This is a genomic window from Streptomyces sp. NBC_00490, assembly GCF_036013645.1.
Lineage (GTDB): Bacteria > Actinomycetota > Actinomycetes > Streptomycetales > Streptomycetaceae > Streptomyces > Streptomyces canus_F.
In genome coordinates, this window is sequence record NZ_CP107869.1 from 9,503,126 (window position 1) to 9,526,246 (window position 23,121).

Consider the following 23,121-nt stretch of genomic DNA (forward strand, 5'->3'; position numbering starts at 1 on the left):
GCTCGCCCGAAAGCCCGGCCAGGACCGTTCAGGCCGCTCGTCCCCACCGCACGTGCAGCGCGGTCGGCTTGCGGAAGACGAGGCCGCAAGGAGCGGCGGTGTGTTCGGGGTCGAGGCGTAGCCCGGGGAGGCGTTGGAGCAGGTGCTGGAGGGCGATACGGGTTTCCAGGCGCGCGAGGTGGGCGGCGAGGCAGTAGTGCGGGCCGTGTGCGAAGGCCAGTTGGAGACGCGCGTTCTCCCGGCGGACGTCGAACCGGTCGGGGTCGGCAAAGACGGCCGGGTCGCGGTTGGCGCCGGTGAGCGAGACGGTGACGAGGTCACCACGGCGGATGGTGGCCGAGCCGAGCACGGTGTCGCCAGTGGCGTAGCGGTCCACGACCGCCGCGCCGGGTTCGAGGCGCAGGGATTCCTCGATCGCGCCGTCCAGCAGACCGGAGTCCGCCCGGACCAGGGCGAGTTGATCGGGGTGCCGCAGCAGGTGCAGCAGCGCGTTGGTGATCATCGCCTCGGTGGTCTCGATGCCTCCGAACATCAGCACCGCGGCATTGGACGCCACCTCGGGCACGGTCAACTGTCCGGCGGCTGCCGCGAGGAGGGAGGACGTGCTCCGGTCGGCGACGGTCGCTTCCACCGCTGAGCGCAGCTGCTCGTACGCCGTGACGCCCGCCGCTCCCGCCTCCAGGCCAGCCGTGATGTCCGAGACCGACCGCACGATGGCGTCGTGCCAGGCGAGCACCGTGTCCACGGTGGTGCCGGCCAGCCCCAATGCCTCGCTCACCACCGCGACCGCGAGGGGTCCGGCGAAGGAGCGCCGCAGTTCGGCCGCCCCCGCCGGTTCGAAAGCGCTGATGAGCGCGTCGGTCTCCCGCTCGATGAAGGCGGCGAAGCCCTCACGCACGGCCCGGGGGCGGAAGGGCGCGCTGAAGGGCTCGCGGTGCCGGGCGTGCCGGTCACCGTCGAGCGACAGCATGCTGGGGCCGACCACTTGCGCGGTGGAGAACCGGGGGTCATCGACGGTGAAGGTCTCGGCATCCCGCATCACGCTCAACGCGAGATCACGCCGGGTCACCAGCCAGCCGCCCAACTCGGGCACCCACGACACCGGTTCCCGCGCCCGCAGCAGTGCCAGGCGCGGATGCGGATCCCGGGCGAGCTCGGCCAGCGTGGTCTCGGCGCCGAGCGGGCAGGACTCGACGACGCTCATCGCGCGCTCTGGCTCGGGGGCTGGGAACCGTTCATGCGGCTGACGCTAACAAGGTGCTCCCAGGGCAGGGAGGCCGGGGGACTGCGCCGGGGTGCCGGGCATAGAGTGCACCCGTGGAACGGATCTTGGTGGCGGGTGTGACCGGTGCGGGTAAATCCACGCTCGCCCAAACCCTGGGCAGTCGTCTGGGCCTGCCGTACCACGAGATGGACGGGCTCTACTTCAACGGCCCCAACTGGGCCGTCAACGACAAGCTGACCGAAGACGTATCCAAGCTCACCGCCGAGCCCCGCTGGATCGTCGACTCCGTCGGTTACCCGGAAGTCCGTGACCTGCTGTGGGACCGGGCCGACACCGTGATCTGGCTGGACTACCCCAAACGCGTCATCATGCCCCGCGTTCTGCGCCGCTCCATCCGACGCACGGTCACCCGCGAGGCCATCTTCGGCGGGAACAGGGAGACCTTCACCGGCTGGCTGAGCCGGGAACACCCGGCATGGTGGGCCTGGTCCCAGCACGGGGTCCGCCGCCGCGAAATCGGCAGCCGCGTCCGCGACCCCCGCTTCGCCCATCTCGACGTCCTCCGCTTCGGCCATCCCGATGACACGGCGGCCTGGCTGGCATCCCTTTGATGCCAGGGGGCCACGTCTTGATGCCAGGGGCCCACGTCGTGGACGGGGGCGCGCGGCCTGGCTTGGGAGGACTTGCGGATCCGCAGGACGCTCCAGTTGGCAGGCCGATTTCTCACCATGCTTGAGAGGGCACGCGACGATCGTGGCCAGCCGGTTCCGAACACCCAGGGATCTGACTGGCTCGTCGCTGCCAGCAGCGTGGAGATTGCCATGTTCTCGCTGCCTGGGGCCATGGGTGCCCGCACATCGCACGACCTCGGCGCGGCACGGCGTGCCCTCGCAGTACTCAACGCACGGGGACGCCTGCGCGTCTGACGCGGTGGCTGCGGACCGTACTCCAGATGCCACTTGAGCGGCCCGCCACGAACACCAACGGGCAGGTCACGCGCCCTCACCCGCCCCAGACAGCCCGCACGGCCGATTCCCATCGGTCCGGACACGTGGATTCCATTTTTGGACTTCTTGCGGAGCCCTCGCGTGTAGTTCATGTCTAAAATATGGAGCTCATACGGAGAGGGAGCGTGTGTGAGTCAGCCGACGGGTCCCGCCTGTGCGGAGTGCGGTACACCTCGACCCGCGGACGGCAGCCTGGCCTGTTCCTGTGCCCGCCGTGCGGCCGACGCCCATCGTGCGACCCGCATGGCAGAGGCCGAGGCCGCCGAGGACTTCGATCCGGTGCGGATACGGCCCTTCGTGGAGATAGGCGACGACGCCACATCGCCTGACGTCTACGCGACGTCGGCGGAATCCGAGACGCAACCCGCGGACCAACCGGCCGGTGACCGGCAAGGCCGGGAAGACGCGACCTCACCGCCCGTCGACCCTCCGGATGTGCCTCGCTCGGACGACAACACCCAGAACTCCCCACGCAGGCGCCGGATCGCGCTGGGCACCGGCATGGGGGCCGCGGCGGCCGTCCTGCTGACGGGATGCCTGGTCGGCGGATTCCTCTGGTACGACAGTCCTGATCGGGACGGCTCCTTGTCCGGCGGCGTGCGCGCGGGCCTGCCGGACGAACGGTCCACGGCCGTCGATCCCTCGTCCCCGGCCCCCTCCGCGTCGATGACCTCGGCGCAACCGTCCCCGTCCGCTACTTCCTCACCGGACACGACCACGACCACGACCACGGACTCCCTCCCCCCGACCGGCACCACCCCCAGCCCGACCTCGTCCAGCGCCACCGTCACGGGCAGCCCCACATCGACCCCCTCGCAGGGGGAGGCCGCCCCCGTGCTCCGCCTCGGCGACCGGGGACCCGAGGTGATCGAGCTCCAACTCCGCCTACGGCAGACCGGTTTCTTCGCCGGAGAGGCCGACGGCGTCTACGACCGTGAGGTCGAGAACGCGGTCCGCGCCTACCAGTTGACGCGTGTGGTGGTCGATGACGAACCGGGCGTCTACGGACCGGCGACACGAACCTCACTCGAATCCGAGACGTCGGAGCCGTGACAGTCGACCCTTCCGGACGTACGAGTGGGCAGCCGGCAGCTCTGTCAGTTCAGCGGTGACCCTCACATACGGCGTGGGGCGGCAGTACGGCCGACCGTCGCCGCCAGTTTCCTCAACCGGCGCCAGTCCAGGCGGGGTTGACGTTGCACCACCCCCGGCCGCTTCCGGGGGACGCGGACGGTGAGAGCGCCGGGCGCTATGCGGCAGTGGACCGGTGAGGGAAGGACGAGGGCCTCGCCGTCGAGCCCCACCTGCACCTCCGGACCGTCGGCTTCGACGACGACCTCGCGGACGGTCAGGACGGTGAGCGCGGCCGGTTCCGGGTCGAGCAGCAGCGCGGCGGCGTCGGCCGCGCCGTCCACTCGTACGCCGAGGACCCCCAGTGCTCCGGTGTCGAGCCGGTCACGGCGGCCGAACCCGAAGGGATCGCCGGTCCGATAGGGGTTGTTGCTCACCAGCACCGCCTGGGGGGAGTCGAGGGTGGTGTCTCCCGCCTTCGCGGTGAGCCGGGCACCTTGCTGACCGGTGAGCAGGTCGGGCAGCAGTTCCAGGCTCGTGCCGATCTTGTCGCCGCGATAGGAGGGACTCTGCACGATCGCCGCGTAGGCCCCGAACGAGGCGTTGTTGACGAAGGGACGGTCACCGGCGAAGCCGAGGTCGACGCGGAGTTCGACACCGTCGCTGAGCGCGTCGAGGCAGGCGCCGGGGTCGTCGCGGTCGAGACCTAGGTCCAGGGCGAAGTGGTTGCGGGTGCCGGCGCTGATCACGAGGAACGGTATGCCGTGCTCGGCGGCGACGGCCGCGACCAGGGCCTGGGTTCCGTCGCCGCCCGCGGCACCGAGCAGATCCGCACCCTCCGCGACGGCGGCCCGGGCCAGCGCCGTGATGTCCTGCTGTTCGTCCGGGTCGAGCAGGACGACTCGAGCGCCGAGCCGCTCGGCCTTCTCCTTGAGCCCGAAGCGGTCCACCTTGCCGCCGCCCGAGCGCGGATTCATGATCAGGAACGGTCGTCGCGGCGGGGGCGTGCGGTACTCCTTGCTCCGCACCCGATGGCTTCCGGTGCCGCGCAGCGCATACCGGCCGCTCCACACGGCCACGCCCCACAGCGCCAAGGACACCGGCAGGGCCCAGAGGAGGGTGGCCGCGAACAGGGCGACGATCGCGGCGGGGACGGCCAGGACCAGCACACCCGCCGCCCAGCGCAACGGTCCCCGCAGGGTCAGCGTCCACCACGCCGCAGCCGAGGCGACCGCCAGGCCGGCAGCGCCGCACACCAGGAGCAGCACACCGGCCAGGCCGTCGTAGCCGAGAGGCACCAGGACCGCGAGGGCGGCAGCGGCCAACGCCACCCTCGCCGCCCAGCGCTGCCTTCGATACGCCCGTCTGCTCACATCTATGACCAAGTGTTCTCTCCGCCCGGGAAACCCGCCTCGACCTCGCACGACCGAACTCTGGCAGATCCCTGACAGAACCGTCGTCCTCTGTGATCCGCCGCACTGCTCGCCGGGCGGCGCCTGCCGAGCGGGGCGGGGCGTCAACTTCATGGCCAGTCACGGCACTTCCGGTCGGTCGAACGGTCCAGGCATGCCGTTGTTCGGTCGGCACAGGACAGTCTCAAAGACTCGGCCGTGGTGTGCGGACGGCGTGCGTACGGTCCGGAGACCGAGGCGGGTCGGGAGCATCGGTCCGCCGCAGTCAACGGCATGCAAGGGGAGGCGTTGTGGCGAGTGTGGAAGTGTCGCTGAAGGAGATGATGGCCGGGGTCGAGGGCTCTTTGGGAGCCGCCGTCGTCGACTACACCAGCGGAATGGCGCTGGGCACACTGGGCGGGGGCAAGGACCTGGACCTGACGGTCGCGGCGGCCGGCAACACGGATGTGATCCGGGCCAAGGTGCGCACGATGGAGCAACTGGGTCTCAACCGTCGGATCGAGGACATCCTGATCACGCTGGACTCCCAGTACCACCTGATCCGCCTGGTCACCGGCCGCACGGGCAACGGATTGTTCCTGTACCTCGTCCTGGACAAGGCCCGCTCGAACCTGGCGATGGCCCGCCATCAGCTCAAGCGGGTGGAGGAGGCGATCGAGATCTAGCGCGGCCGAAAACCCTGGGCCACGTCTGCCCATCATGTGAAGACTTCTTCAAGTCACCACATGAGCATGGTTCCAATGCGCGGTCGTGGCGGGCCCGGGGCGTGAAGGATCGGCATCCGAGGGCGGCAAGCGGTGCGGCGGCGTCCCCGGATGCCGCCGCACCCCGGCGGCCCCGTCGCCCCCACCCGACCAGGAGCGAGCAGACATGCAGGCCCCTCTCTACCAAGTCAAGGCGGAGTTCTTCCGCATGCTCGGTCACCCCGTACGCATCCGGGTGCTGGAGCTGCTCCAGGACGGCCCGGTGTCCGTCCGGGACCTGCTCGCCGACATCGAGATCGAGCCGTCCAGCCTCTCGCAGCAACTGGCCGTTCTGCGTCGCTCCGGCATCGTCGTGTCCATCCGGGAGGGCTCCACCGTCCGCTACGCCCTCGCCGGCGGGGATGTCGCCGACCTCCTGCGCGCCGCCCGCCGTATCCTCACCGAACTCCTCACCGGCCGGAACCAGCTCCTGGCAGAGCTGCAGCAGATCGACGCCCCGTCCGAACCGCTGCACCCCACCAGGTGACACCGACCGGAGACGAAGGGGACCTGTGGGGCAACTGCCGGCGCTAGCTCGTGGGGAGCGGCCGGTCGTAGACGTTGTCCGGGGTCACGATCTCGGTGATCGCCCGGGCGAGCAGCGAGGACGGCTCCTGGCCCTGGTACGAGATGTCGGTGTTGAGCATCAACACCAAGGTGGCCTTCTTCGAGGGCAGGTAGACGGTCACGGTCTGGTATCCGGGGATGGAGCCGTTGTGCCCGATCCAGCCGTCGCTGTTGAAGATGCCCAGGCCGTAGCTGGTGCCGGGGTGGCCGGTGGGCAGCATCTTGAGCCGCTGCTCCTGGGTCTGCGGCCGCAGCAGCGTACCCGTGGCGACGATCTTCGCCCAGCGGCGCAGGTCGTGCAGATCGGAGATCATCGCTCCGGCCGCCCAGGCCCAGCTCGGGTTCCAGTTCGTGCTGTCGGCGACCTCACCGGTCAGCGTCTGGTTGGTGTAGCCGTGGGGGTGCGGTCGAGGGAACTCGAAGCCGCGCGGGAACAGCGTGTGGGACAGGCGGGCGGGACGCAGAACCCGCTTCTCGATGAAGTCGTCGAGACGGTGTCCGCTCATCTTCTCGACCACGAGGCCGAGCAGGATGAGGTTGGTGTTGGAGTACTCGAACTGCTTGCCGGGCGCGAAGGTGTTCTTGTGCTTGAAGCCGTACGCCAGCACTTCCCGCGGGGTGAACGAGCGCTTGGGGTTGCTCAGCAGGTCGTGCACGAAGTCGGCGTCCTCGGTGTAGGGGAAGAGGCCGCTGCGCATCTCGGCGAGATGGCGCAACGTGATCCGGTGCCCCTTGGGTACGCCGTGGATGTACTGGGAGATCGGGTCGTCGAGTCCGACCAGGCCGTCGTCGACGAGCTCGAGCAGCGCGGTGACCGTGAAGGTCTTGGTCTCGCTGCCGATCCGGACGAAGACATCGGAGGTCATCGGCTTGCGGGTGGCGGTGTCGGCGACGCCGGTCGCACGGACGTAGCTGCCTTTGCCCGGCATCCACAGCCCGGCGACCACGCCGGGGATGCCGGCCTGCCGGCGGACCTTCTCGATGGCCTTGTCCAGCCGTGAGGCCAGTTCAGGGTCGAGTACGTGCGCCGGGCAGTCGTCCGGCCGGGACGGGTGGGACGGGTAGGACGGGTGGGAGGCGACGGACGGTGCCGCCGTGGCGGGAGCGGCCGCCATCGGGGCCAGCACGGACGCCACGAGCAACGCTGCGGCGAAGACACGGCGGGCGGAGGAACGTTTCACGACTCGGTGCCTCTTCCAGGTCAGGGTCGGGGCAGCCACGTCACCACCCGCAGCCTCGGAGCCGGTCCCGCGCGTGGCCGCCCTCCGCGCAAGTCCACCCGTTCGGCGCCGCTCGGGTCGCTGGGACGCACTACAACGTGGCACGTCAGCGGCGCGTCGGACCGCTCGGCTGCCGACGTGTGGTGTGGACCCCAGCCGTGCGGGTCGGTCGGGCCGCGTAAGGCCGCCTCGGTTCGCTGCGGGGGTGTGTGCTGTCGGCTCATCGACCGCCGGCCGGGGTGGCGTTCCGCCGAGTGGTGCAGCCATACCGGCCGTGCGGCTGCGCTCAGTGCTGCTCGCGGGCGTAAACACCCAGATCCGGCGCCGAGGTGACTGCGTCGGCCGACTGACCTGCGGAGTCACGAAACCCGCGCCGCCGCACCACTCGATGGGAAGGCAGACGGGGTGCGGTGTCGCGAAGCGGCCCGGTGCGCCATCGTGAGACGTGCCGGTTGTCTGGTGAGGGGGGAGTGGCGGGTGAGGGTCGTCGTGACGGGGGCGTCCGGGTTCCTGGGACGCCTGCTGGTGAGGGAACTCCTACGGAGGCGGACGTTCGCCGCGGAACCGGTCACCCGGCTGGTGCTGGTCGATCGTGTCGCCTGGCCGGATGGTCCGGCGGCCACGGATCCGCTGGTGCGGACGGTCGGCGGTGACCTGGTCGACCATCTCGGCGAGGTGTTCGCGGAGCCGGTGGACGTGGTGTTCCACCTCGCGGCGGCGGTGTCCGCCGAGTGCGAGGCCGACTTCGACCTCGGGATGCGCGTCAACGTGGACGCCACCCGTGCGCTGCTGCAGGCCGCGCGGGAGCAGTCGGCGAGCGGCGGACCGGTGGCGCGGGTGCTGTTCGCCGGCAGCCTCGCCGTCTACGGCCCTCTGCCGACGGGAGGGTTCCCGCCGATGGTCAGCGAGATGACCCTGCCGGCACCGCGATCGAGCTATGGCACACAGAAGTTGATGTGCGAGCACCTCATCGCGGACATGACCCGCCGCGGCTTCGTCGACGGGCGTGTGGCCCGGCTGATGACCGTCGCGGTCCGGCCGGGCAGGCCGAACGCGGCCGCCTCCGGGTTCGTCTCCGCCATCATCCGCGAGCCGCTCGCGGGGCGGCCGACCGTCTGCCCCGTCGCCCCCGGCCTGAAGGTGGCCCTGGCCTCGCCGCGGAGCACGATCGAGGCCGTGCTCCGCATCGCGGAGGCCGAGCGCGGCAGCGGGCCGGGACAAGTGCAGGGGGCGGCGCCGGTCAACGTGCCCGGTCTGACCGTCTCGGTGGCCGACATGCTCGCCACACTGCGGACAGTGGCGGGCGCTCCGGCCGCCGATCTTGTGACCCTCGCACCTGATCCGGCCGTGGAGGCCGTCGTCGGTTCCTGGCCCGCGGTCTTCGACAACCGTCGCGCGACGGACCTGGGCCTGCTGCCCGACGCGAGCTTCGAATCGGTGGTGCGGGAGTACCTCGCCGATCATCCCGAGGCGGTAGTGGATCACTGAGGCGAACCCGCCCGATCGTCACCTCACAGGCCGACGAGCTTCTCGAAGAAGAACTCGTGCTTGAGGAAGGACGTTTCGTGCTCCGCCCCCGGATACGGCGGGATGAGCTGGGCGGCCTGGAAGAGCCGCCAGCCGTCGCGCAGGGCGGCGACGCCTGTGCCGTAAGGGGGTTCGTCGCTGTCACCGGTGGTGGGAGAGGTGGCGCCGGTGCCGTCGTAGCGGGCCCACCCGACCACGTGCGAGTCGAGGGCGGAGGTGGCCAGGTACAGGACGAGCACCTGCTGACGCGTGGTGTGTGCGACGGTGCCGGTCGTCTCGCTGTCGGTGATGGTCATGCCTGGCTCCTCAGAGCGGGCCGGTTGGCGATACGGGTGGCCCAGTGGTCGATGTCGAAGCCCGGGTCGCCGCTGAGGGTGCGCCACAGCTGGATCCGGTTGTGGATCTCCAGCCGGCCGGTGGCCGGTTCGTACCAGGGGAAGGTGCGCCCCAGTTCGGAGGAGACGGCGGGGGAGCCCAGATCCGAGACGTCCCACAACCGGACCTGGGGCACGGTCGGGTTGAAGCGGATCTTGTACATGTGGCGGACGGTGTCGCTGTCGTTGCGACGCCCGCCGTGCCAGATGCCGTGGTGCACCAGCATGACGGTGCCCGCCGCACAGGTCAGCCGGGTCTGGCCGAGCAGGTTCTGGTAACGACCGGTGTCGGACTCGTTGGTACGGCGCAGATGGCTGCCCGGTACGACGAGCGTGCCGCCCATATCCGCGGTGACCTCCTGCGGGTAGTACATGAGCTGCACGTCGAACGCGTCGGGCCGCACATCGATGAGGGCGTCGGCGTGCAACGGCTGCGCGCTGCCCTCGTGCGGTTCGCGGGTGTGCACGAAATGATGGTCGACGCTTGGGTCCGATCCCACCAGACTCTCCAACGCGCCCGCTACAGCGGGGAGTTCGACGAGTCGCCGGGAGAAGGAGCCCTCGGGGAACGCCTTCGGAACGGGAGTGCCGTACGGCACGGCGGGCAGCCCGGTGGCGAAGACGCCGAGCGCCTCCTCGTTCATCTCCCGGGGCACGATGCCGTCCAGGCGCAGGAATCCGTGAGCCACGAACCGCGCCACCTCGACGGAGTTCAACAGCTGTCGTGTGGTTGACATACGACGACCGTAAAAGTGACCGCCGTCCCTGTCGTGGGCTGTAATCAGCGACCACTGGTAATTTTCCACCATGCGGCAACAGGTGGAACTCGCCCTCGACCAACCGCCTCACGTGGCGAACGCGGGCGTGGGCGTGCACGGCTCGGCCGGCCCGCACGAGGTCTTCCGGCTGCCCAGGCTGTGGCAGCTCCATCTGTACAGCTACTCCGGCACGCTGGAGTTCGGCGGCGTCTCGCACCCGATCCGGCCCGGCCACGTGAGCCTGGTGCCCCCCGACACCGAGGTCCACTTCCACTACGACGCCCCGCGCTGCGAGCACCTCTACGCCCACTTCCGGCTGCCCGGCGACGGAGAGCGGCGCCGCCTCCCGGCGATGCAGGATGCCGGTGCGGAAGCGGCCGCGCTGAGCGGGCTGCTGAGACAGACGGTCGCGGCGAGCACCCAGTCCCCGTCCCGCGCCTCCGCGGAGCTGTGGACGGTGCTGTGGCGCACGACCACCCTGACCGGCTCCGCGGACAGCAGCCCAGGCCCCCGGCATCCCGCCCTGCGCACGGCCATGGCCCACATCGAGGAGCACCTGGCCGGTCCCCTGACCATCCCCGCCATCGCCCGCGCCGCAGGCGTCTCCCACACCCATCTCACCCGACTGTTCCGCGAGGACACCGGGTCCACCGGCGTCGGCTACATCAGGCACCGGCGCATGGAACGCGCCCGGCACCTCCTGATCGCCTCGACGCTGGCCATCCCGGCGATCGCGGCCGCGGTCGGCATCTCCGACCTCCAGGCGTTCAACAAGACCTGCCGCAAGGAACTGGGCGCCTCACCGCGGGCGGTACGGCAGGCGGCGAGCGGCTGAGCGCCGTGGGCCGGGGCGAGCAGGTATGCCCGCCTGTACGACGACGAGGTCAGGCGGGCTGCCACAGCTCGACCCGGTTGCCCTCGGGATCGGTGACCCAGCCGAATCGACCGACACCGTCCATGTCCTGCGTCTCTTCGGCCACGTCGGCGCCCTTGGCGCGCAACTGCGCGAGCATCGCATCCAGGTCGCGGACCCGGAAGTTGAGCATGGTTTGCTGCGCACGAGACCCGAAGTACTCGGTCCCGGACTCGAACGTGGCGAACACCGTCACCCCGGCGTCCTGACGCCACATGCCGTGCTCATCGGCGTCCAGGCCCAGACAATCGCGGTACCACGCACTCAGGGCCGCAGGGTCGGAAGCCCGCATGAAGTAACCGCCGATACCCAGCACACGTTCCATGCCGCCATCTTGCCAGGACGGCTCTCGAGAAGTGTCGCTCCGCCGTGCTGCTATCCGCGCTGCTTGTACTGCTTCCACGCGCGCCCGCCGTCGTGCGAGATCCACAGCCCTTCGCCCTTGACCAGGCCGTACGTCGACGTCGTCGCGTCAGCGATGCCGTAGAGCGTCGTGCCGTCGACGGCGAACGACGTGAATCGTGCCGGTGTCTTCAGCGCGTGGAAGGCGCGGTTGGAGCGGTCGTCGGCGAGCCAGTAGCGGCCGCCCTCCTCGCCGACGAGCAGCCGCCCGTCCGTGAGCAGCTCCAGGTCCAGCGACACCGAGCCGTCCTTCAGGGACTTCCAGGGGATGCCACCGTCGAGGACCGTCCGCCAGTGTCCGCCGTCGTCCGTCGTCACCAGCAGGCCGCGCACGTCCTCGCTCCGGGTGAGGGACAGCGCCGCGGTGCCGCCCCCTGCGACGAGGATGCCTCCCGCGTCGGAGGACCCCTTCGGGACAGCCCTGGAGCCGAGGGTGCGACCGTCGCGCTGCCATACGACACGGTTGGGCTCGTCGGTGAGGAACTGTTCCAGGCTCCAGACCGTGCCCCGCTCGTCGACGGCGTGGAGGATGGCGTCGTCCGGCACCCCGGCCGGGGGCGCCACGGTGCGCGTGGCCGGGCGGTAGACGAGGGTGGGCTCCAGCTCGGCGAGCAGGATGTCGCCGGGCCGGGTGCGCATCGGCGTATCGGTGATGGCGACCTTGTGCCGCTCGCCGCGTACGTCGAGCAAATACGCTCCGTCTGCCCCCTCCCCGGACGGCACTCGCACGAAGCCCCCGCTCACTCCCTTGAACGCGGTCCGCGTGGCCTCCGCGTTGCCGTGTTCCGCGTGCTCGGCGACCGTACGGCCGTCCGGTCCGACGATGCGCCAGGCGAAGGCGGCCGGCCCCTCGTCGTCCTCGACGTTGAGGACGTCGTACGACAGCAGCAGCGAACCGTCGTCCGCGCGGGCCACACCGGTGGGCGCGCCGGCCGCCTCGATGACGTCGGCGGGTCGCGGGTGAGGGTCCTCGATGACGCGCTTGTACTCCGCCTCACGGCTCCCGGAGTCCCCGGAGTTTCCGTCGTCCGCGCCTGCCGCACCGCAGGCGGCCACCGCGACCACCGCACTCACAGCGGTCACGAGCCTGAGCGTCCACGTCCCACGTCTTTTCAGCCACACCATTGCCGCATCCTGGCACGAGTCGGCGGCCTCCGTGGCGATAGATCCGCGAGGTCACCTGAGGCGTTGCGATAGCCGAACTGTTCTCGCCCTCTGTGCACGCTCGTTCGCCGGCGCGTCCAGGCTGTTCGCGCTCTGGCCGGAATCCTTCCCGGGGGCTCGGGCTTATCGGTCTGGACCATTGACCCGGCATGGTCGGGGCGCCACTCTGTTCTCCGCTGGCAGATGCGTGAGTGAACATTGGTCAGATGCATGAACTGACTGCTGCTCGCGACCCGGCCTCCGCCCACGTCCACCCCCCACTCACGACGAGGTGAACGGTCATGAGCACCACGCGCAGAAACCTTCTCGGCGCCGCGCTCGGCGGTGCGGCCGCCGCAACGGTCGGTCTGCCCGCCTCCACCGCGCACGCCGCCGCCTGGCAGCTGAAATGGTCCCCGTCGGCGAGCGGCGACGGACTCGGCGCCTTCGAGACCATCGAGGACGACCGCGCCGACTCGCACACCTCCGCCGCGCCGCACATCTACGCCACCGGCGACAACTGGCGCTTCAACATGCACACCGTCGACCGTGACACCTCCACCGACCGTCAGCGCCACGAGGTCACCGGCCTGCGCAACGGCAACGGCGGCAACTACCTCAAGTGGACCGAGGGCCAGGCCTGGCGGGTCACCTACTCGATGTACATACCGAGTTCCCTGAAGGCGACCACCAGCTTCACCCACATCATGCAGATGAAGCAGCCAGGCACCGGCTCCTCGCCCGTCGTCGTTCAGTCGCTGCGCCGCGTGAACGGCGTCCAGACCATCGAGTTGAAGCAGTTCACCGACGACATCCTCATCGGCCGCACCGAACTGGAGCCGCTGCACGACAGATGGGTCGACGTCGACTTCCAGATCAAGGTCGGCAACGGCTCGGCGGGTTCCCTGCGCTGGATCCTCAAGAACGGCTCGACCACCGTCATCGACAAGTCCCGCACCGGCATCGACACCTTCCTCGCCGACCGTGTCCGCCCGAAGTGGGGCATCTACCGCTCGTTGGGCGACACGTCAGGGTCCCTCCAGAACTGCTACCTGCTGCTCAGCAACATGCGCGGCTATCAACTCCTCTGACCGGCCCGCCAGTTCGCGGCGACCCGCGGGCCGCTGACCTGCCCCCGGCATGGCCCGCCGTACCTGTGGATCGGGTGAACTACCCTGCTCCTGAACCTGGAAGCGTGCTCCCGCTCAATGGCGTGTGGCTGATTCCGTGGACGGGTCCGGCGGTGAAGGGCGGGGCGTGTGGACCAGGGCGAGGACCAGATTCTGGCGGACGAGCTTGCCGCGCTGGGTGGCGCGAGCGGGGGCAGCGGTCGCCTGACCGGACTCGTGGCCAAGCTGATGAGGAAGAACGTTCACGAGGTCGACCTCGTCGTCCCCCTCCCGTTCGGCGATGCCGTGGACCGCGTCGCCGCCGTGCTCGGCGAGGGAGGCCGGCCGGTGGTGTCCCTGCGCGTCGAGGACGGCGCGGACCAGGAGATGCTGCGTGTCGTCCTCGGGGGTGGTTTTGGCGGCCTGAATCCCGTGGTGGTCACCGTGTTGGTGACAAAGGGCGCGGAGGACAGCTCGCCGGTGAGGCTCCGCGCGGCTGCCAAAGAGGGCTTGGTCAAGCAGCGAGCGGGAGAGAAGACCGCCACCCGCCTCGCGGCGTTGCTGCCTGGGCCTGTTGAGGAATCCGGTGTCTCACGCCAGGAGTGACCGCCGCGTCTGATCCGTGAGTTCTTGGCGCTGCAGAAGCTCATCGTGCGGCCCTCCGCCAAGCCGTGACCAGCCGCGTCACCGGGCGCGGTCGGTCGAGGGCGCGGTCGGGAAACACTCGCACGCCACGCCGTCGGGGACGACGGAACCGTCAACCGGTCCGGGGCCGGAGCCTGCGCGCCAGAGCGGGGATCATCACCGCCGCCGGGACGAGGTGGAGCCCGAGGAGGGCGGTGACGGTGGCGGTGTCCGCCCCGCAGAGAAGAGGCGGGACCCACGAGAGCGCGGTCAGTGACACCGCCGTCCACACGAATCGCTCGGCGGGGCGGGCGCTCCAGCGCAGAAGAGCGGCGGCGATGACGATGCCGAGGACCGAGAAGAAGCCGGTCACCACGGCGAACCCGGGCAACGGGATGCTATCGCCGCCCTCCGGGACCTCGAAGTCGACACCGGCGGCCCGGGCCAGCGCCGCGCCCAGGGTGGTGGCCGTCATCGCCGCGAGCGTGGCAAGGAGGCCGGTGCCCGCGAGCCTGCCGAGTCGGTGGGTGCGGCGGGTGGGGCCCGCCACCGGGCCTGCGACGACCCCGAGGTCATCCATGTTGTTCATCCCGCTCCTCCATCGTTCGGTAGGCGACTTACGGGGGTGTTGACCGGCATACGACGGTTCTGGCCCCGGGGTGAGGACACGCACCCTGGCCGTGCGGCGACCGGGGTTCCGCAGGGCCCGGACGCCGGTGCCACGGAGCCAGAACACGGCATCGCGTCCCAGGACCGGCCCGGGCCCGCCGTCGCGCAGCTCCAGCTGTACCCGCCCGCGGATGACGACGCCGAACGCGTCGTACCACTGCGCCGCGACCACCGCGACACGCGCGCCACCGCGCAGCGTGAGCGTCCGCACCGGGACTACTCCGTACCGTCCGCGGGCAGGCGCTCCGGCAGCCCGAGCCGCGGGAACTGGTCGTCGTGGAACGTGACGATCTCGGTGATCGCCCCGCCGGTGATGCGCAGGACGTCGAGCGTCAGCGGCAGGTACGCGCCCTCCCGCTCCCGCCAGAGGTAGAAGGCGACGGCGGGCTGCCGGTTCACGGAGGTGGGGACGCCGCGCAGGCCCTTCATGTCCTCGAAGCCGTCCTCGACCCAGTCGTTCACCACCGCGTCGCGGCCGACGTACAGGCCCGGCGTGGGCGGCATCGAGCAGCGGACGTCGTCCCGCAGCAGTGCGGCGAGCGTCGGGATGTCCGTGGCCACGCTGGCGTCGGTGAAGCGGCGCACCAACTCGCGCGTCCCGGCGTCCTGTTCGCCGCCGGTCCAGTCCTGTCGCTCGGCTGGCAGGTGCTCCCGCATGCCGGCGCGGGCTCGCTGGAGCGCGCTGTTCACGGAGTTGACGGAGTCCCCGAGGATCTCCGCGACGTCCTTGGCGGGCCAACCGAGCACGTCCCGCAGGATCAGCACGGCACGTGGGCGCGGGGCGAGATGCTGGACCGCGACCAGGTACGCCAGTTCGATCGTCTCCCGCGCGACGGCGAGGCTCTCCGGCTCGTCCGTGTCGCCCGCGGGCAGCTCGTCGAGCAGCCGGTCCGGGTAGGGCTGCAGCCACAGCACCTCGCCGCCGGTCGCGGGCTCCGGGCGGCGCTTGGCGAGCAGGTCCAGGCAGGCGTTGGTGGCGATCCGGTACAGCCAGGCCCGGAACGTCGACCGCCCTTCGAAGGTCTCCCGCCGCCGCCAGGCACGCAGGAACGTCTCCTGCACGGTGTCCTCGGCGTCCTCGAACGACCCGAGCATCCGGTAGCAGTGCACGTGCAGCTCCCGCCGGTGCCGCTCCGCCAGCCCCGCGAACGCCGGCTCGTCGACCTCGCCCAGCCGGCTTCCGCCCGGCTCCTCCAGCCGCGTGTCCGCACTCATCACGTCATCCTTCCGCCTCGTCATGTCCTGACGTAGGTGTGACGGGTGCGGTCGCGAAAACTCATCACCGGCGTACCGGCCCTCAGCTTTCGAAGCGCTGCCGGGCGGACTCGATGTGCCGGAAGTAGCGGTAGGTCCACTCGCACATGCCGTCGACCGTCGCCCGCAGGCCGTGGCCCGCTTCCGTGAGGGTGTACTCGACACGGGGCGGGACGGTGGGGTGGACGGTTCGCTCGGCCAGGCCGTTGCGCTCCAGCATGCGCAGGTTCTGGGTGAGCATCTTGTGGCTGATGCCTTCGACCCGGCCGCGCAGCTCGCTGAAGCGCAGGGTGCCTTCCCCCAGCGCTTCGATGATCAGGAGTGCCCACTTGTTGGCGACGTCGGAGAAGATCTCCCGCGCCAGGGAGTCGGCGAGACGCAGATTGGCGTCATCGGTCGAGCCGCTGAGCTGCTTGGTCACCATGAGGTTCCCCAGTCACTGAAAAGTGCGTTCTTCCATGTCACCGCTCACTCTCCTACGGTTCCTAAGTAACCACAAGAGACCGCATCGGTCTGACGGACACGGGCTCACAGGAGCCCGGACAAGGAGACGGACACCATGACCATCACGCTGAGGAACCCCGAGGGGCTGCCGAAGATCGATGTCTACCGGCAGGTGGCGATCGCGTCCGGCACGAGGCTGGTCTTTGTCGCGGGGCAGGTTTCCTGGGACGCCGAAGGGGTCACGGTCGGCCAGGGAGACCTCGCCGCGCAGGTCGAGCAGTCCTACCTCAACGTCGCCACCGCGCTGGGCGAGGCCGGCGGTTCCTTCGAGGACGTGGCGAAACTGACCTTCTACGTCGTCGACTGGACCGCCGACAAGATGCCCCTCCTCCTGGAGGGAATCTCCCGGGCGACCGCGAAGCTGGGACTCACTCCGGTGCCGCCGGCCACACTGATCGGCGTGGCGGCCCTGGACGTCCCCGACCATCTGGTCGAGATCGAAGCCACCGCAGTCCTGGACTGATTTGTCAGGGGTGCTTCACCGACGGCAGCGTGCAGGCCGTGTCGAGCCCCAGGACGTGGTTGAGACGGCCGAAGGCCAGCCATGAGCCGATGCACATGCTCAGCTCCACGATCTCCGCCTGGCTGTAGTGCGCCGCGAACCGTGCCCAGAAGTCCTCGTCCAGGCCGTGATGGTCGAGGGCGTAGCGCTCGGCGTACTCGGCGGCGAGCCGGGTCCGCTCGTCGAAGGCGTCCGTGGTGCGCCACTGGGTGACCGCGTCGAGGAAGTCCTCCTCGACCTTCTCCCCGCCGCGTTCGGTGCGCCAGTCCAGGCAGAACAGGCATCCGTTGATCTGGGCGATACGCAGGCGGGCGGCCTCGAACTCGCGCAGTCCGAGGGTCGTGTACTCGTAGACGGCCAAGGAGAACGCGCCGGCCGCCGGGCCGATCCCGGGCACCATGTCGCCCCAGACGTGCAGGATGGGGTCGACGCCCTGGGGGATGTCGATCCGCATGATCACTTCTTTCCCAGTCTGCCCACCGCGGGGCGCAGCGGGACGTCGAGGGCGTCGAAGAGGCCGGGTCCGGCCCCGACGAGCCAGTCGATCGCGTTCACCAGACGGCCGGCCGCCGTCGCGTTGCCGCCGGCGGCCCTGTTGTCTCCCTCGTCCGTGGCTTCGACCGTGACCTCTATCCGGGGGCGGCCTTCGATGATCACGCGGTGCGCGCCCGCTCCGCCGCCGGGTGGCGTCGGCCAGTCCGGGGCGCAGGTGGCATGGATGCGGGTGACATGCTCGATGACAATGCGGGGTTCGCCCGCCACCATGCCCCGCACTTCAAGCCGTATCGCTCCCTGGGTGCCGGCCGAGAACTCTCCCATCGCGTCGGTGACGACGGACGTGTCGAGGGGGCGGCGTTCCAAGGTCTCCTCGACGCCGTCCAGTTCGGCGCCCAGGGCCCGGGCCATCATGCGCAGCTGTCCGCCCCAGATCATCGTCGGAATGCCCTCGGCGAGCATCAGCGGCTGGTAGTCCAGGGGATGCCCCATACCGATCAGGTCGCGGACGGCTTCCTCCTGGTCGTAGGTCGAGTAGTCGAAGACCTCCTGGCAGCGGACGGCGTCGATGGCGGACCCCAGCCCGCTCACCAGCAGCGGGAGCACGTCGTTGGCCCACCCGGGGTCCACCCCGGACACGAAGAGCGAGCCGCCGCCGGCCTCGACGGACTCCAGCAGCACGGCGCGGATCTCGGCAGGCGCGTGCGTGCAGTCGTACATGCCGTACAAGGACGGGGTGACCACCACCGCGCCCGCGCGCAGCGCACGGCTGATGTCCTCGATCGCACCGTCCGGGCGCACGTCCCCGGAAGCCGCGTACACGACGGCGCGAGGGGCTCGGGAGAGTACCGCGGCCACATCGTCCGTTGCCGTCACGCCGAGGCGTCGGCCGAGTCCGCTGAGCTCGCCCGCGTCCTTGCCGACCTTGGCGGGGTTGGCCACCAGCACGGCCACAAGGCTGAGCTCCGGGTGCGCGGCGACGGCCCGAACGGCGGCGCGTCCGACGTTGCCCGTGCCCCAGACCACCGTGGGAATCATGGGCGGAGAGTAACGAGGCACCCCGGAACTTCCCATAGCCGTGCGCGAGGAATCCGGTGCCGGGGCCGATGCCGGTGTGTCATCAACCTGTCAAGGGATACGGCGGAGATGGGCCCGGAAAGATTTCAACTTTCGAAGGCTTGCCGAGAGTTGTAACTCATTAGTTAAATCAAGACGTGAACTAAGCGTCGCGGCAGTGGCCTTGGCATACGGCCACGTCCGTCGTCGGCGCGCCCTCATGTCCTTTCCCGACGCACCCGCAGGGACCTCCATGAGACTCAGATCCTTGGGTGTCGCGCTCGCCGCCACGGCAGCGCTGATCACCCTGCCCACCCTCCAGCCACCGGTGGCCGCGGCCGCCGACGCCAACCTGTCCCAGGGCAGAACGGCGACGGCATCCTCCAACGAGAACGCGGGCACCCCCGCGGCCTACGCGGTCGACGGCGACACCGGCACCCGGTGGTCCTCGGCCGCCACCGACGACCAGTGGATCCAGGTCGACCTCGGAACCGGCGCCACGATCAGCCAGGTCGTCGTCAACTGGGAGACGGCCTACGGCAAGGACTACAAGATCCAGTCCTCGTCCGACGGCAACACCTGGACCGACCTGCGCACGGTCACCGGCTCGGACGGCGGCACCGACACGCTCGCCGTCTCCGGCCAGGGCCGGTACGTACGTCTGCAGGGCGTCCACCGCGCGACGGCATGGGGCTACTCCGTGTGGGAGTTCCAGGTGTTCGGCACCACCGGGTCATCGCAGCCCGGCACCTGCTCGACCGCCGACTCGGCGCAGGGCAAGAACGCTTCCGCGTCCTCGACGGAGAACGCCGGCACCCCCGCCTCCGCCGCGGTCGACGGCAACGACTCCACCCGCTGGTCCAGCCAGGCCGCGGACCCGCAGTGGCTGCGCGTCGACCTGGGCTCCTCCCAGGACATCTGCAAGATCGACCTGAACTGGGAAGCCGCGTACGGCAAGGACTTCCAGCTCCAGGCCTCCGCCGACGGCCAGAACTGGAACACCCTCAAGACCGTCACCGGCGCCACCGGCGGCCGCGCCTCCTACGACGTGAGCGGCACGGGCCGCTATGTCCGCGTCCTGGGGACGGCACGCGGGACGGTCTACGGGTACTCGCTGTGGGAGATCGCCGTCCATACGACGTCCGGAGGCACCGGAGGCCCGGTCCAGGGCGGCGGTGACCTCGGCCCGAACGTGATCGTCGTCGACCCCTCCACACCGAACCTCCAGCAGAAGTTCGACCAGGTCTTCGCCCAGCAGGAGTCCGCCCAGTTCGGCGCCGGCCGCTACCAGTTCCTGCTCAAGCCGGGAACCTACAACGGCATCAACGCCCAACTCGGCTTCTACACCTCCGTCTCCGGCCTCGGAATCAACCCCGACGACACCCAGATCAACGGCGACATCACCGTGGACGCGGGCTGGTTCAACGGCAACGCCACCCAGAACTTCTGGCGTTCGGCGGAGAACCTCGCCATCACACCGTCCAACGGCACCGACCGCTGGGCCGTCGCCCAGGCCGCGCCGTTCCGCCGTATCCACGTCAAGGGCGGCCTCAACCTCGCCCCCAACGGCTACGGATGGGCCTCCGGCGGCTACATAGCCGACTCCAAGATCGACGGCACGGTCGGCCCGTACTCGCAGCAGCAGTGGTACACCCGGGACAGCTCCGTGGGCGGCTGGACCAACGGCGTGTGGAACATGACGTTCACCGGCGTCCAGGGCGCCCCGGCGAGCAACTTCGACACCGGTCCGTACACCACGCTGGACACCACCCCGGTCTCCCGGGAGAAGCCGTTCCTGTACCTCGACGGCAACGACTACAAGGTCTTCGTCCCCGCCAAGCGCACCAACGCCCGCGGGGTGTCCTGGCCCGCCAACGCCGGGACCTCGCTGCCGCTCAGCCAGTTCTACGTCGTCAAGCCCGGCGCGACGGCCGCCACCATCAACACCGCACTGGCCCAGGGCCTGAACCTGCTGTTCACGCCCGGCGTCTACCACCTGGACCAGACGATCAACGTCACCCGCGCCGACACCGTGGTGCTCGGGCTCGGGCTGGCGACCATCGTGCCCGACGGTGGCATCGACGCCCTGCACGTCGCGGACGTCGACGGCGTACGGCTGGCCGGCTTCCTCATCGACGCCGGCGCCACCCGCTCCGACACCCTGCTCCAGATCGGCCCCGCAGGCGCGGGCGCGGATCACTCCGCCAACCCGACGACCATGCAGGACGTGTTCATCCGCATCGGCGGCGCCGGCCCCGGCCTGGCCACGGACTCCGTCGTGGTCAACAGCGACGACGTCGTCATCGACCACACCTGGATCTGGCGCGCCGACCACGGCGAAGGCGTCGGCTGGGAGACCAACCGCGCCGACTACGGACTGCGCGTCAACGGCGACGACGTCCTGGCCACCGGCCTGTTCGTGGAGCACTTCAACAAGTACGACGTCGTATGGAGCGGTGAGCGGGGCCGCACGATCTTCTTCCAGAACGAGAAGGCGTACGACGCCCCCAACGCCGCCGCCATCACACACGACGGCATGGTCGGCTGGGCGGCCTACAAGGTCGCCGACACGGTCGCCGTGCATGAAGCGTGGGGCCTTGGCAGCTACTGCAACTACACCTCCGATCCGTCGATCGTGCAGCACCACGGCTTCCAGGTCCCGGTCAAAGCGGGCGTCAAGATGCACCACCTCCAGGTGATCTCCCTGGGAGGCAAGGGCCAGTACGCCCATGTCATCAACGACACCGGCGCCCCGACCTCGGGGACGGACACTGTGCCGTCGAAGGTGACCTCGTTCCCGTGATCCACGTCGTCGCCTGCCCTCGGGTGGTGCGCCCTCGGGGGTGCGCCACCTGCGGGCAGGCGACTGCCGGGCGGTGTGATGAAAGAAACAGAGGACTTCCTCGCGGCTCTCGACACACGAGACGGACTAACCCGTTCTAGCTGCATGAGATAGGGCTTCGCGTTGACTCTCCGGGGCAGAAGCCGCTGATGGCCGGGCTCCACGGAGGGTGGATCAGGGCCGCCGACTGGCTGGTGGACAGGCGGAGTCGGCGGGTTCGGTGTCTTCGACGGCCGTATCGCCCGTACCCTTTCGAGGGTCTACGGCGTCACATAGCGGGCGTCAAATACTGGAGGACACACCTCGTGCTCATTGCTCAGCGTCCGTCTCTGACCGAAGAGGTCGTCGACGAGTTCCGCTCCCGGTTCGTGATCGAGCCGCTGGAGCCGGGCTTCGGCTACACCCTCGGCAACTCTCTTCGCCGCACCCTGCTGTCGTCGATCCCCGGCGCTGCTGTCACCAGCATCCGCGTCGATGGCGTCCTGCACGAGTTCACCACCGTGCCGGGCGTCAAGGAGGACGTCACCGACCTGATCCTCAACATCAAGCAGCTGGTCGTCTCCTCGGAGCACGACGAGCCGGTCGTGATGTACCTGCGCAAGCAGGGTCCGGGTCTGGTCACCGCCGCCGACATCGCGCCTCCGGCCGGTGTCGAGGTGCACAACCCCGACCTGGTCCTGGCCACGCTGAACGGCAAGGGCAAGCTGGAGATGGAGCTCACGGTCGAGCGTGGCCGTGGTTATGTCTCCGCCGTGCAGAACAAGCAGGTCGGCCAGGAGATCGGCCGTATCCCGGTCGACTCCATCTACTCGCCCGTTCTCAAGGTCACGTACAAGGTCGAGGCGACCCGTGTCGAGCAGCGGACCGACTTCGACAAGCTGATCGTCGACGTCGAGACCAAGCAGGCGATGCGTCCGCGTGACGCCATGGCCTCTGCCGGTAAGACGCTGGTCGAGCTGTTCGGTCTCGCCCGTGAGCTGAACATCGACGCCGAGGGCATCGACATGGGCCCGTCCCCCACGGACGCCGCCCTGGCCGCTGATCTGGCGCTGCCGATCGAGGAGCTGGAGCTCACCGTTCGGTCGTACAACTGCCTCAAGCGTGAGGGCGTCCACTCCGTGGGCGAGCTCCTGGCGCGCTCCGAGGCCGACCTCCTGGACATCCGTAACTTCGGTGCGAAGTCCATCGACGAGGTCAAGGCGAAGCTGGCCGGCCTGGGCCTGGGCCTGAAGGACAGCCCGCCCGGATTCGACCCGACCGCCGCCGCCTTCGGCGCGGACGACGACGCGGACGCGGGTTTCGTGGAGACCGAGCAGTACTGAACGCCGCGCCTAGCCGCGCGTGAGTGAGGGCCGGCGAGGGCGTGGACGCCTGTCCCGCGCTGACGCCGCCCTGAAGCGACGTGCCGCTTGATCTCCGCAAGAGGGACCGGGCCCCTGGTGAAGCAGCCAGGGGCCCGGTCCTTCCCTTGTCCCCGACGCCACCAGGGTGCGCGCGCCAGCGAGTCCGGCCATCGGGGTCGATGTCCATGCCGCCTGATCATGGAAGCGCCGACGGAGGGATGCAGTATGAAGACCTTGGTGATCGGAGCGACCGGCTCCATCGGCCGAGCGGTCGCTGAGAGGCTGGAGCCCGAGCATGAGGTGATACGGGTGCGGTGATCTGCTGCGCCGGGCTTTGCACCATGTGCGGGACGGCGGGTCC

23 protein-coding genes are annotated in these 23,121 nt (G+C 69.8%); 11 read left to right on the top strand and 12 right to left on the bottom strand.

Annotated elements, in window-relative coordinates; genetic code table 11:
- Positions 1–28: 28 nt before the first annotated feature.
- Entirely contained in the window at positions 29–1,204 is a 1,176-nt protein-coding gene (locus OG381_RS43350; protein ID WP_327721479.1) for a cytochrome P450, read from the bottom strand.
- 113 nt (positions 1,205–1,317) lie between these two features.
- On the opposite strand from OG381_RS43350, the gene OG381_RS43355 reads away from it, so the two are divergent.
- Positions 1,318–1,836, top strand: a complete 519-nt coding sequence (locus OG381_RS43355) for an adenylate kinase (protein WP_327721480.1) — start codon at positions 1,318–1,320, stop codon at positions 1,834–1,836.
- A gap of 639 nt (positions 1,837–2,475) precedes the next feature.
- Positions 2,476–3,285, top strand: a complete 810-nt coding sequence (locus tag OG381_RS43360; RefSeq protein WP_327721481.1) for a peptidoglycan-binding domain-containing protein — start codon at positions 2,476–2,478, stop codon at positions 3,283–3,285.
- A gap of 62 nt (positions 3,286–3,347) precedes the next feature.
- Here the strand turns inward: OG381_RS43360 and OG381_RS43365 are convergent, their stop codons facing one another.
- On the bottom strand, positions 3,348–4,688 hold the full coding sequence (locus tag OG381_RS43365; RefSeq protein ID WP_327721482.1) for a diacylglycerol/lipid kinase family protein: 1,341 nt from the start codon (positions 4,686–4,688) through the stop codon (positions 3,348–3,350).
- A gap of 317 nt (positions 4,689–5,005) precedes the next feature.
- Here OG381_RS43365 and OG381_RS43370 point away from each other — a divergent pair, with 317 nt between their 5' ends.
- Entirely contained in the window at positions 5,006–5,380 is a 375-nt protein-coding gene (locus OG381_RS43370; RefSeq protein WP_171145452.1) for a hypothetical protein, read from the top strand.
- Positions 5,381–5,585: 205 nt separating this feature from the next.
- Positions 5,586–5,945: an ArsR/SmtB family transcription factor gene (locus OG381_RS43375; RefSeq protein WP_327721483.1), complete on the top strand. Its 360-nt coding sequence runs from the start codon at positions 5,586–5,588 to the stop codon at positions 5,943–5,945.
- A 43-nt stretch (positions 5,946–5,988) separates the two neighbouring features.
- Here OG381_RS43375 and OG381_RS43380 read toward each other — a convergent pair whose 3' ends face one another.
- Complete coding sequence (locus OG381_RS43380) at positions 5,989–7,206, bottom strand: serine hydrolase domain-containing protein (RefSeq protein WP_327721484.1); 1,218 nt, start codon at positions 7,204–7,206, stop codon at positions 5,989–5,991.
- Between the two features lie 516 nt (positions 7,207–7,722).
- Here OG381_RS43380 and denD point away from each other — a divergent pair.
- Positions 7,723–8,733, top strand: a complete 1,011-nt coding sequence (gene denD / locus OG381_RS43385; protein ID WP_327721485.1) for a D-erythronate dehydrogenase — start codon at positions 7,723–7,725, stop codon at positions 8,731–8,733.
- A 23-nt stretch (positions 8,734–8,756) separates the two neighbouring features.
- On the opposite strand, the gene OG381_RS43390 is transcribed toward denD, so the two are convergent.
- Both OG381_RS43390 and OG381_RS43395 read right to left on the bottom strand, forming a co-directional pair.
- A complete protein-coding gene (locus tag OG381_RS43390; protein ID WP_327721486.1) occupies positions 8,757–9,068 on the bottom strand; it encodes a hypothetical protein in 312 nt (103 codons plus the stop codon).
- The gene (locus OG381_RS43395) at positions 9,065–9,883 is read right to left on the bottom strand and encodes a phytanoyl-CoA dioxygenase family protein (protein ID WP_327721487.1); all 819 of its coding nucleotides are present in this window, start codon (positions 9,881–9,883) and stop codon (positions 9,065–9,067) included. The genes OG381_RS43390 and OG381_RS43395 overlap by 4 nt, the downstream gene beginning before the upstream one ends.
- A gap of 70 nt (positions 9,884–9,953) precedes the next feature.
- Between OG381_RS43395 and OG381_RS43400 the strand changes: the two genes are divergently transcribed.
- Positions 9,954–10,739, top strand: coding sequence for an AraC family transcriptional regulator (locus OG381_RS43400; RefSeq protein WP_327721489.1), 786 nt, complete (start codon positions 9,954–9,956; stop codon positions 10,737–10,739).
- 49 nt (positions 10,740–10,788) lie between these two features.
- On the opposite strand, the gene OG381_RS43405 is transcribed toward OG381_RS43400, so the two are convergent.
- Positions 10,789–11,142 carry a VOC family protein gene (locus tag OG381_RS43405; protein ID WP_327721490.1) on the bottom strand — a complete coding sequence of 118 codons (354 nt, stop codon included), beginning with the start codon at positions 11,140–11,142 and terminating at the stop codon, positions 10,789–10,791.
- A 50-nt stretch (positions 11,143–11,192) separates the two neighbouring features.
- A complete protein-coding gene (locus OG381_RS43410) occupies positions 11,193–12,302 on the bottom strand; it encodes a hypothetical protein (protein WP_327721491.1) in 1,110 nt (369 codons plus the stop codon).
- A gap of 362 nt (positions 12,303–12,664) precedes the next feature.
- Here OG381_RS43410 and OG381_RS43415 point away from each other — a divergent pair, with 362 nt between their 5' ends.
- Positions 12,665–13,453, top strand: a complete 789-nt coding sequence (locus OG381_RS43415) for a heparin lyase I family protein (protein ID WP_327721492.1) — start codon at positions 12,665–12,667, stop codon at positions 13,451–13,453.
- 168 nt (positions 13,454–13,621) lie between these two features.
- Positions 13,622–14,077, top strand: coding sequence for a hypothetical protein (locus tag OG381_RS43420; RefSeq protein WP_327721493.1), 456 nt, complete (start codon positions 13,622–13,624; stop codon positions 14,075–14,077).
- 151 nt (positions 14,078–14,228) lie between these two features.
- Here OG381_RS43420 and OG381_RS43425 read toward each other — a convergent pair whose 3' ends face one another.
- The 3 genes from OG381_RS43425 to OG381_RS43435 form a co-directional block, all read right to left on the bottom strand.
- Positions 14,229–14,684 carry a DUF6069 family protein gene (locus OG381_RS43425; protein WP_327721494.1) on the bottom strand — a complete coding sequence of 152 codons (456 nt, stop codon included), beginning with the start codon at positions 14,682–14,684 and terminating at the stop codon, positions 14,229–14,231.
- A 296-nt stretch (positions 14,685–14,980) separates the two neighbouring features.
- A complete protein-coding gene (locus tag OG381_RS43430; protein WP_327721495.1) occupies positions 14,981–15,979 on the bottom strand; it encodes an RNA polymerase subunit sigma-70 in 999 nt (332 codons plus the stop codon).
- Between the two features lie 82 nt (positions 15,980–16,061).
- Positions 16,062–16,442, bottom strand: a complete 381-nt coding sequence (locus tag OG381_RS43435; RefSeq protein ID WP_266883743.1) for a winged helix-turn-helix transcriptional regulator — start codon at positions 16,440–16,442, stop codon at positions 16,062–16,064.
- A gap of 135 nt (positions 16,443–16,577) precedes the next feature.
- Here OG381_RS43435 and OG381_RS43440 point away from each other — a divergent pair, with 135 nt between their 5' ends.
- Positions 16,578–16,985 carry a RidA family protein gene (locus tag OG381_RS43440; RefSeq protein ID WP_327721496.1) on the top strand — a complete coding sequence of 136 codons (408 nt, stop codon included), beginning with the start codon at positions 16,578–16,580 and terminating at the stop codon, positions 16,983–16,985.
- A 4-nt stretch (positions 16,986–16,989) separates the two neighbouring features.
- Here the strand turns inward: OG381_RS43440 and OG381_RS43445 are convergent, their stop codons facing one another.
- Positions 16,990–17,478, bottom strand: coding sequence for a carboxymuconolactone decarboxylase family protein (locus OG381_RS43445; protein ID WP_327721497.1), 489 nt, complete (start codon positions 17,476–17,478; stop codon positions 16,990–16,992).
- A 2-nt stretch (positions 17,479–17,480) separates the two neighbouring features.
- On the bottom strand, positions 17,481–18,557 hold the full coding sequence (locus tag OG381_RS43450; RefSeq protein ID WP_327721498.1) for an NAD(P)H-dependent amine dehydrogenase family protein: 1,077 nt from the start codon (positions 18,555–18,557) through the stop codon (positions 17,481–17,483).
- A gap of 271 nt (positions 18,558–18,828) precedes the next feature.
- Between OG381_RS43450 and OG381_RS43455 the strand changes: the two genes are divergently transcribed.
- Both OG381_RS43455 and OG381_RS43460 read left to right on the top strand, forming a co-directional pair.
- The gene (locus tag OG381_RS43455; protein ID WP_327721499.1) at positions 18,829–21,378 is read left to right on the top strand and encodes a discoidin domain-containing protein; all 2,550 of its coding nucleotides are present in this window, start codon (positions 18,829–18,831) and stop codon (positions 21,376–21,378) included.
- 344 nt (positions 21,379–21,722) lie between these two features.
- Complete coding sequence (locus OG381_RS43460) at positions 21,723–22,739, top strand: DNA-directed RNA polymerase subunit alpha (RefSeq protein ID WP_266818958.1); 1,017 nt, start codon at positions 21,723–21,725, stop codon at positions 22,737–22,739.
- Positions 22,740–23,121: the final 382 nt, after the last annotated feature.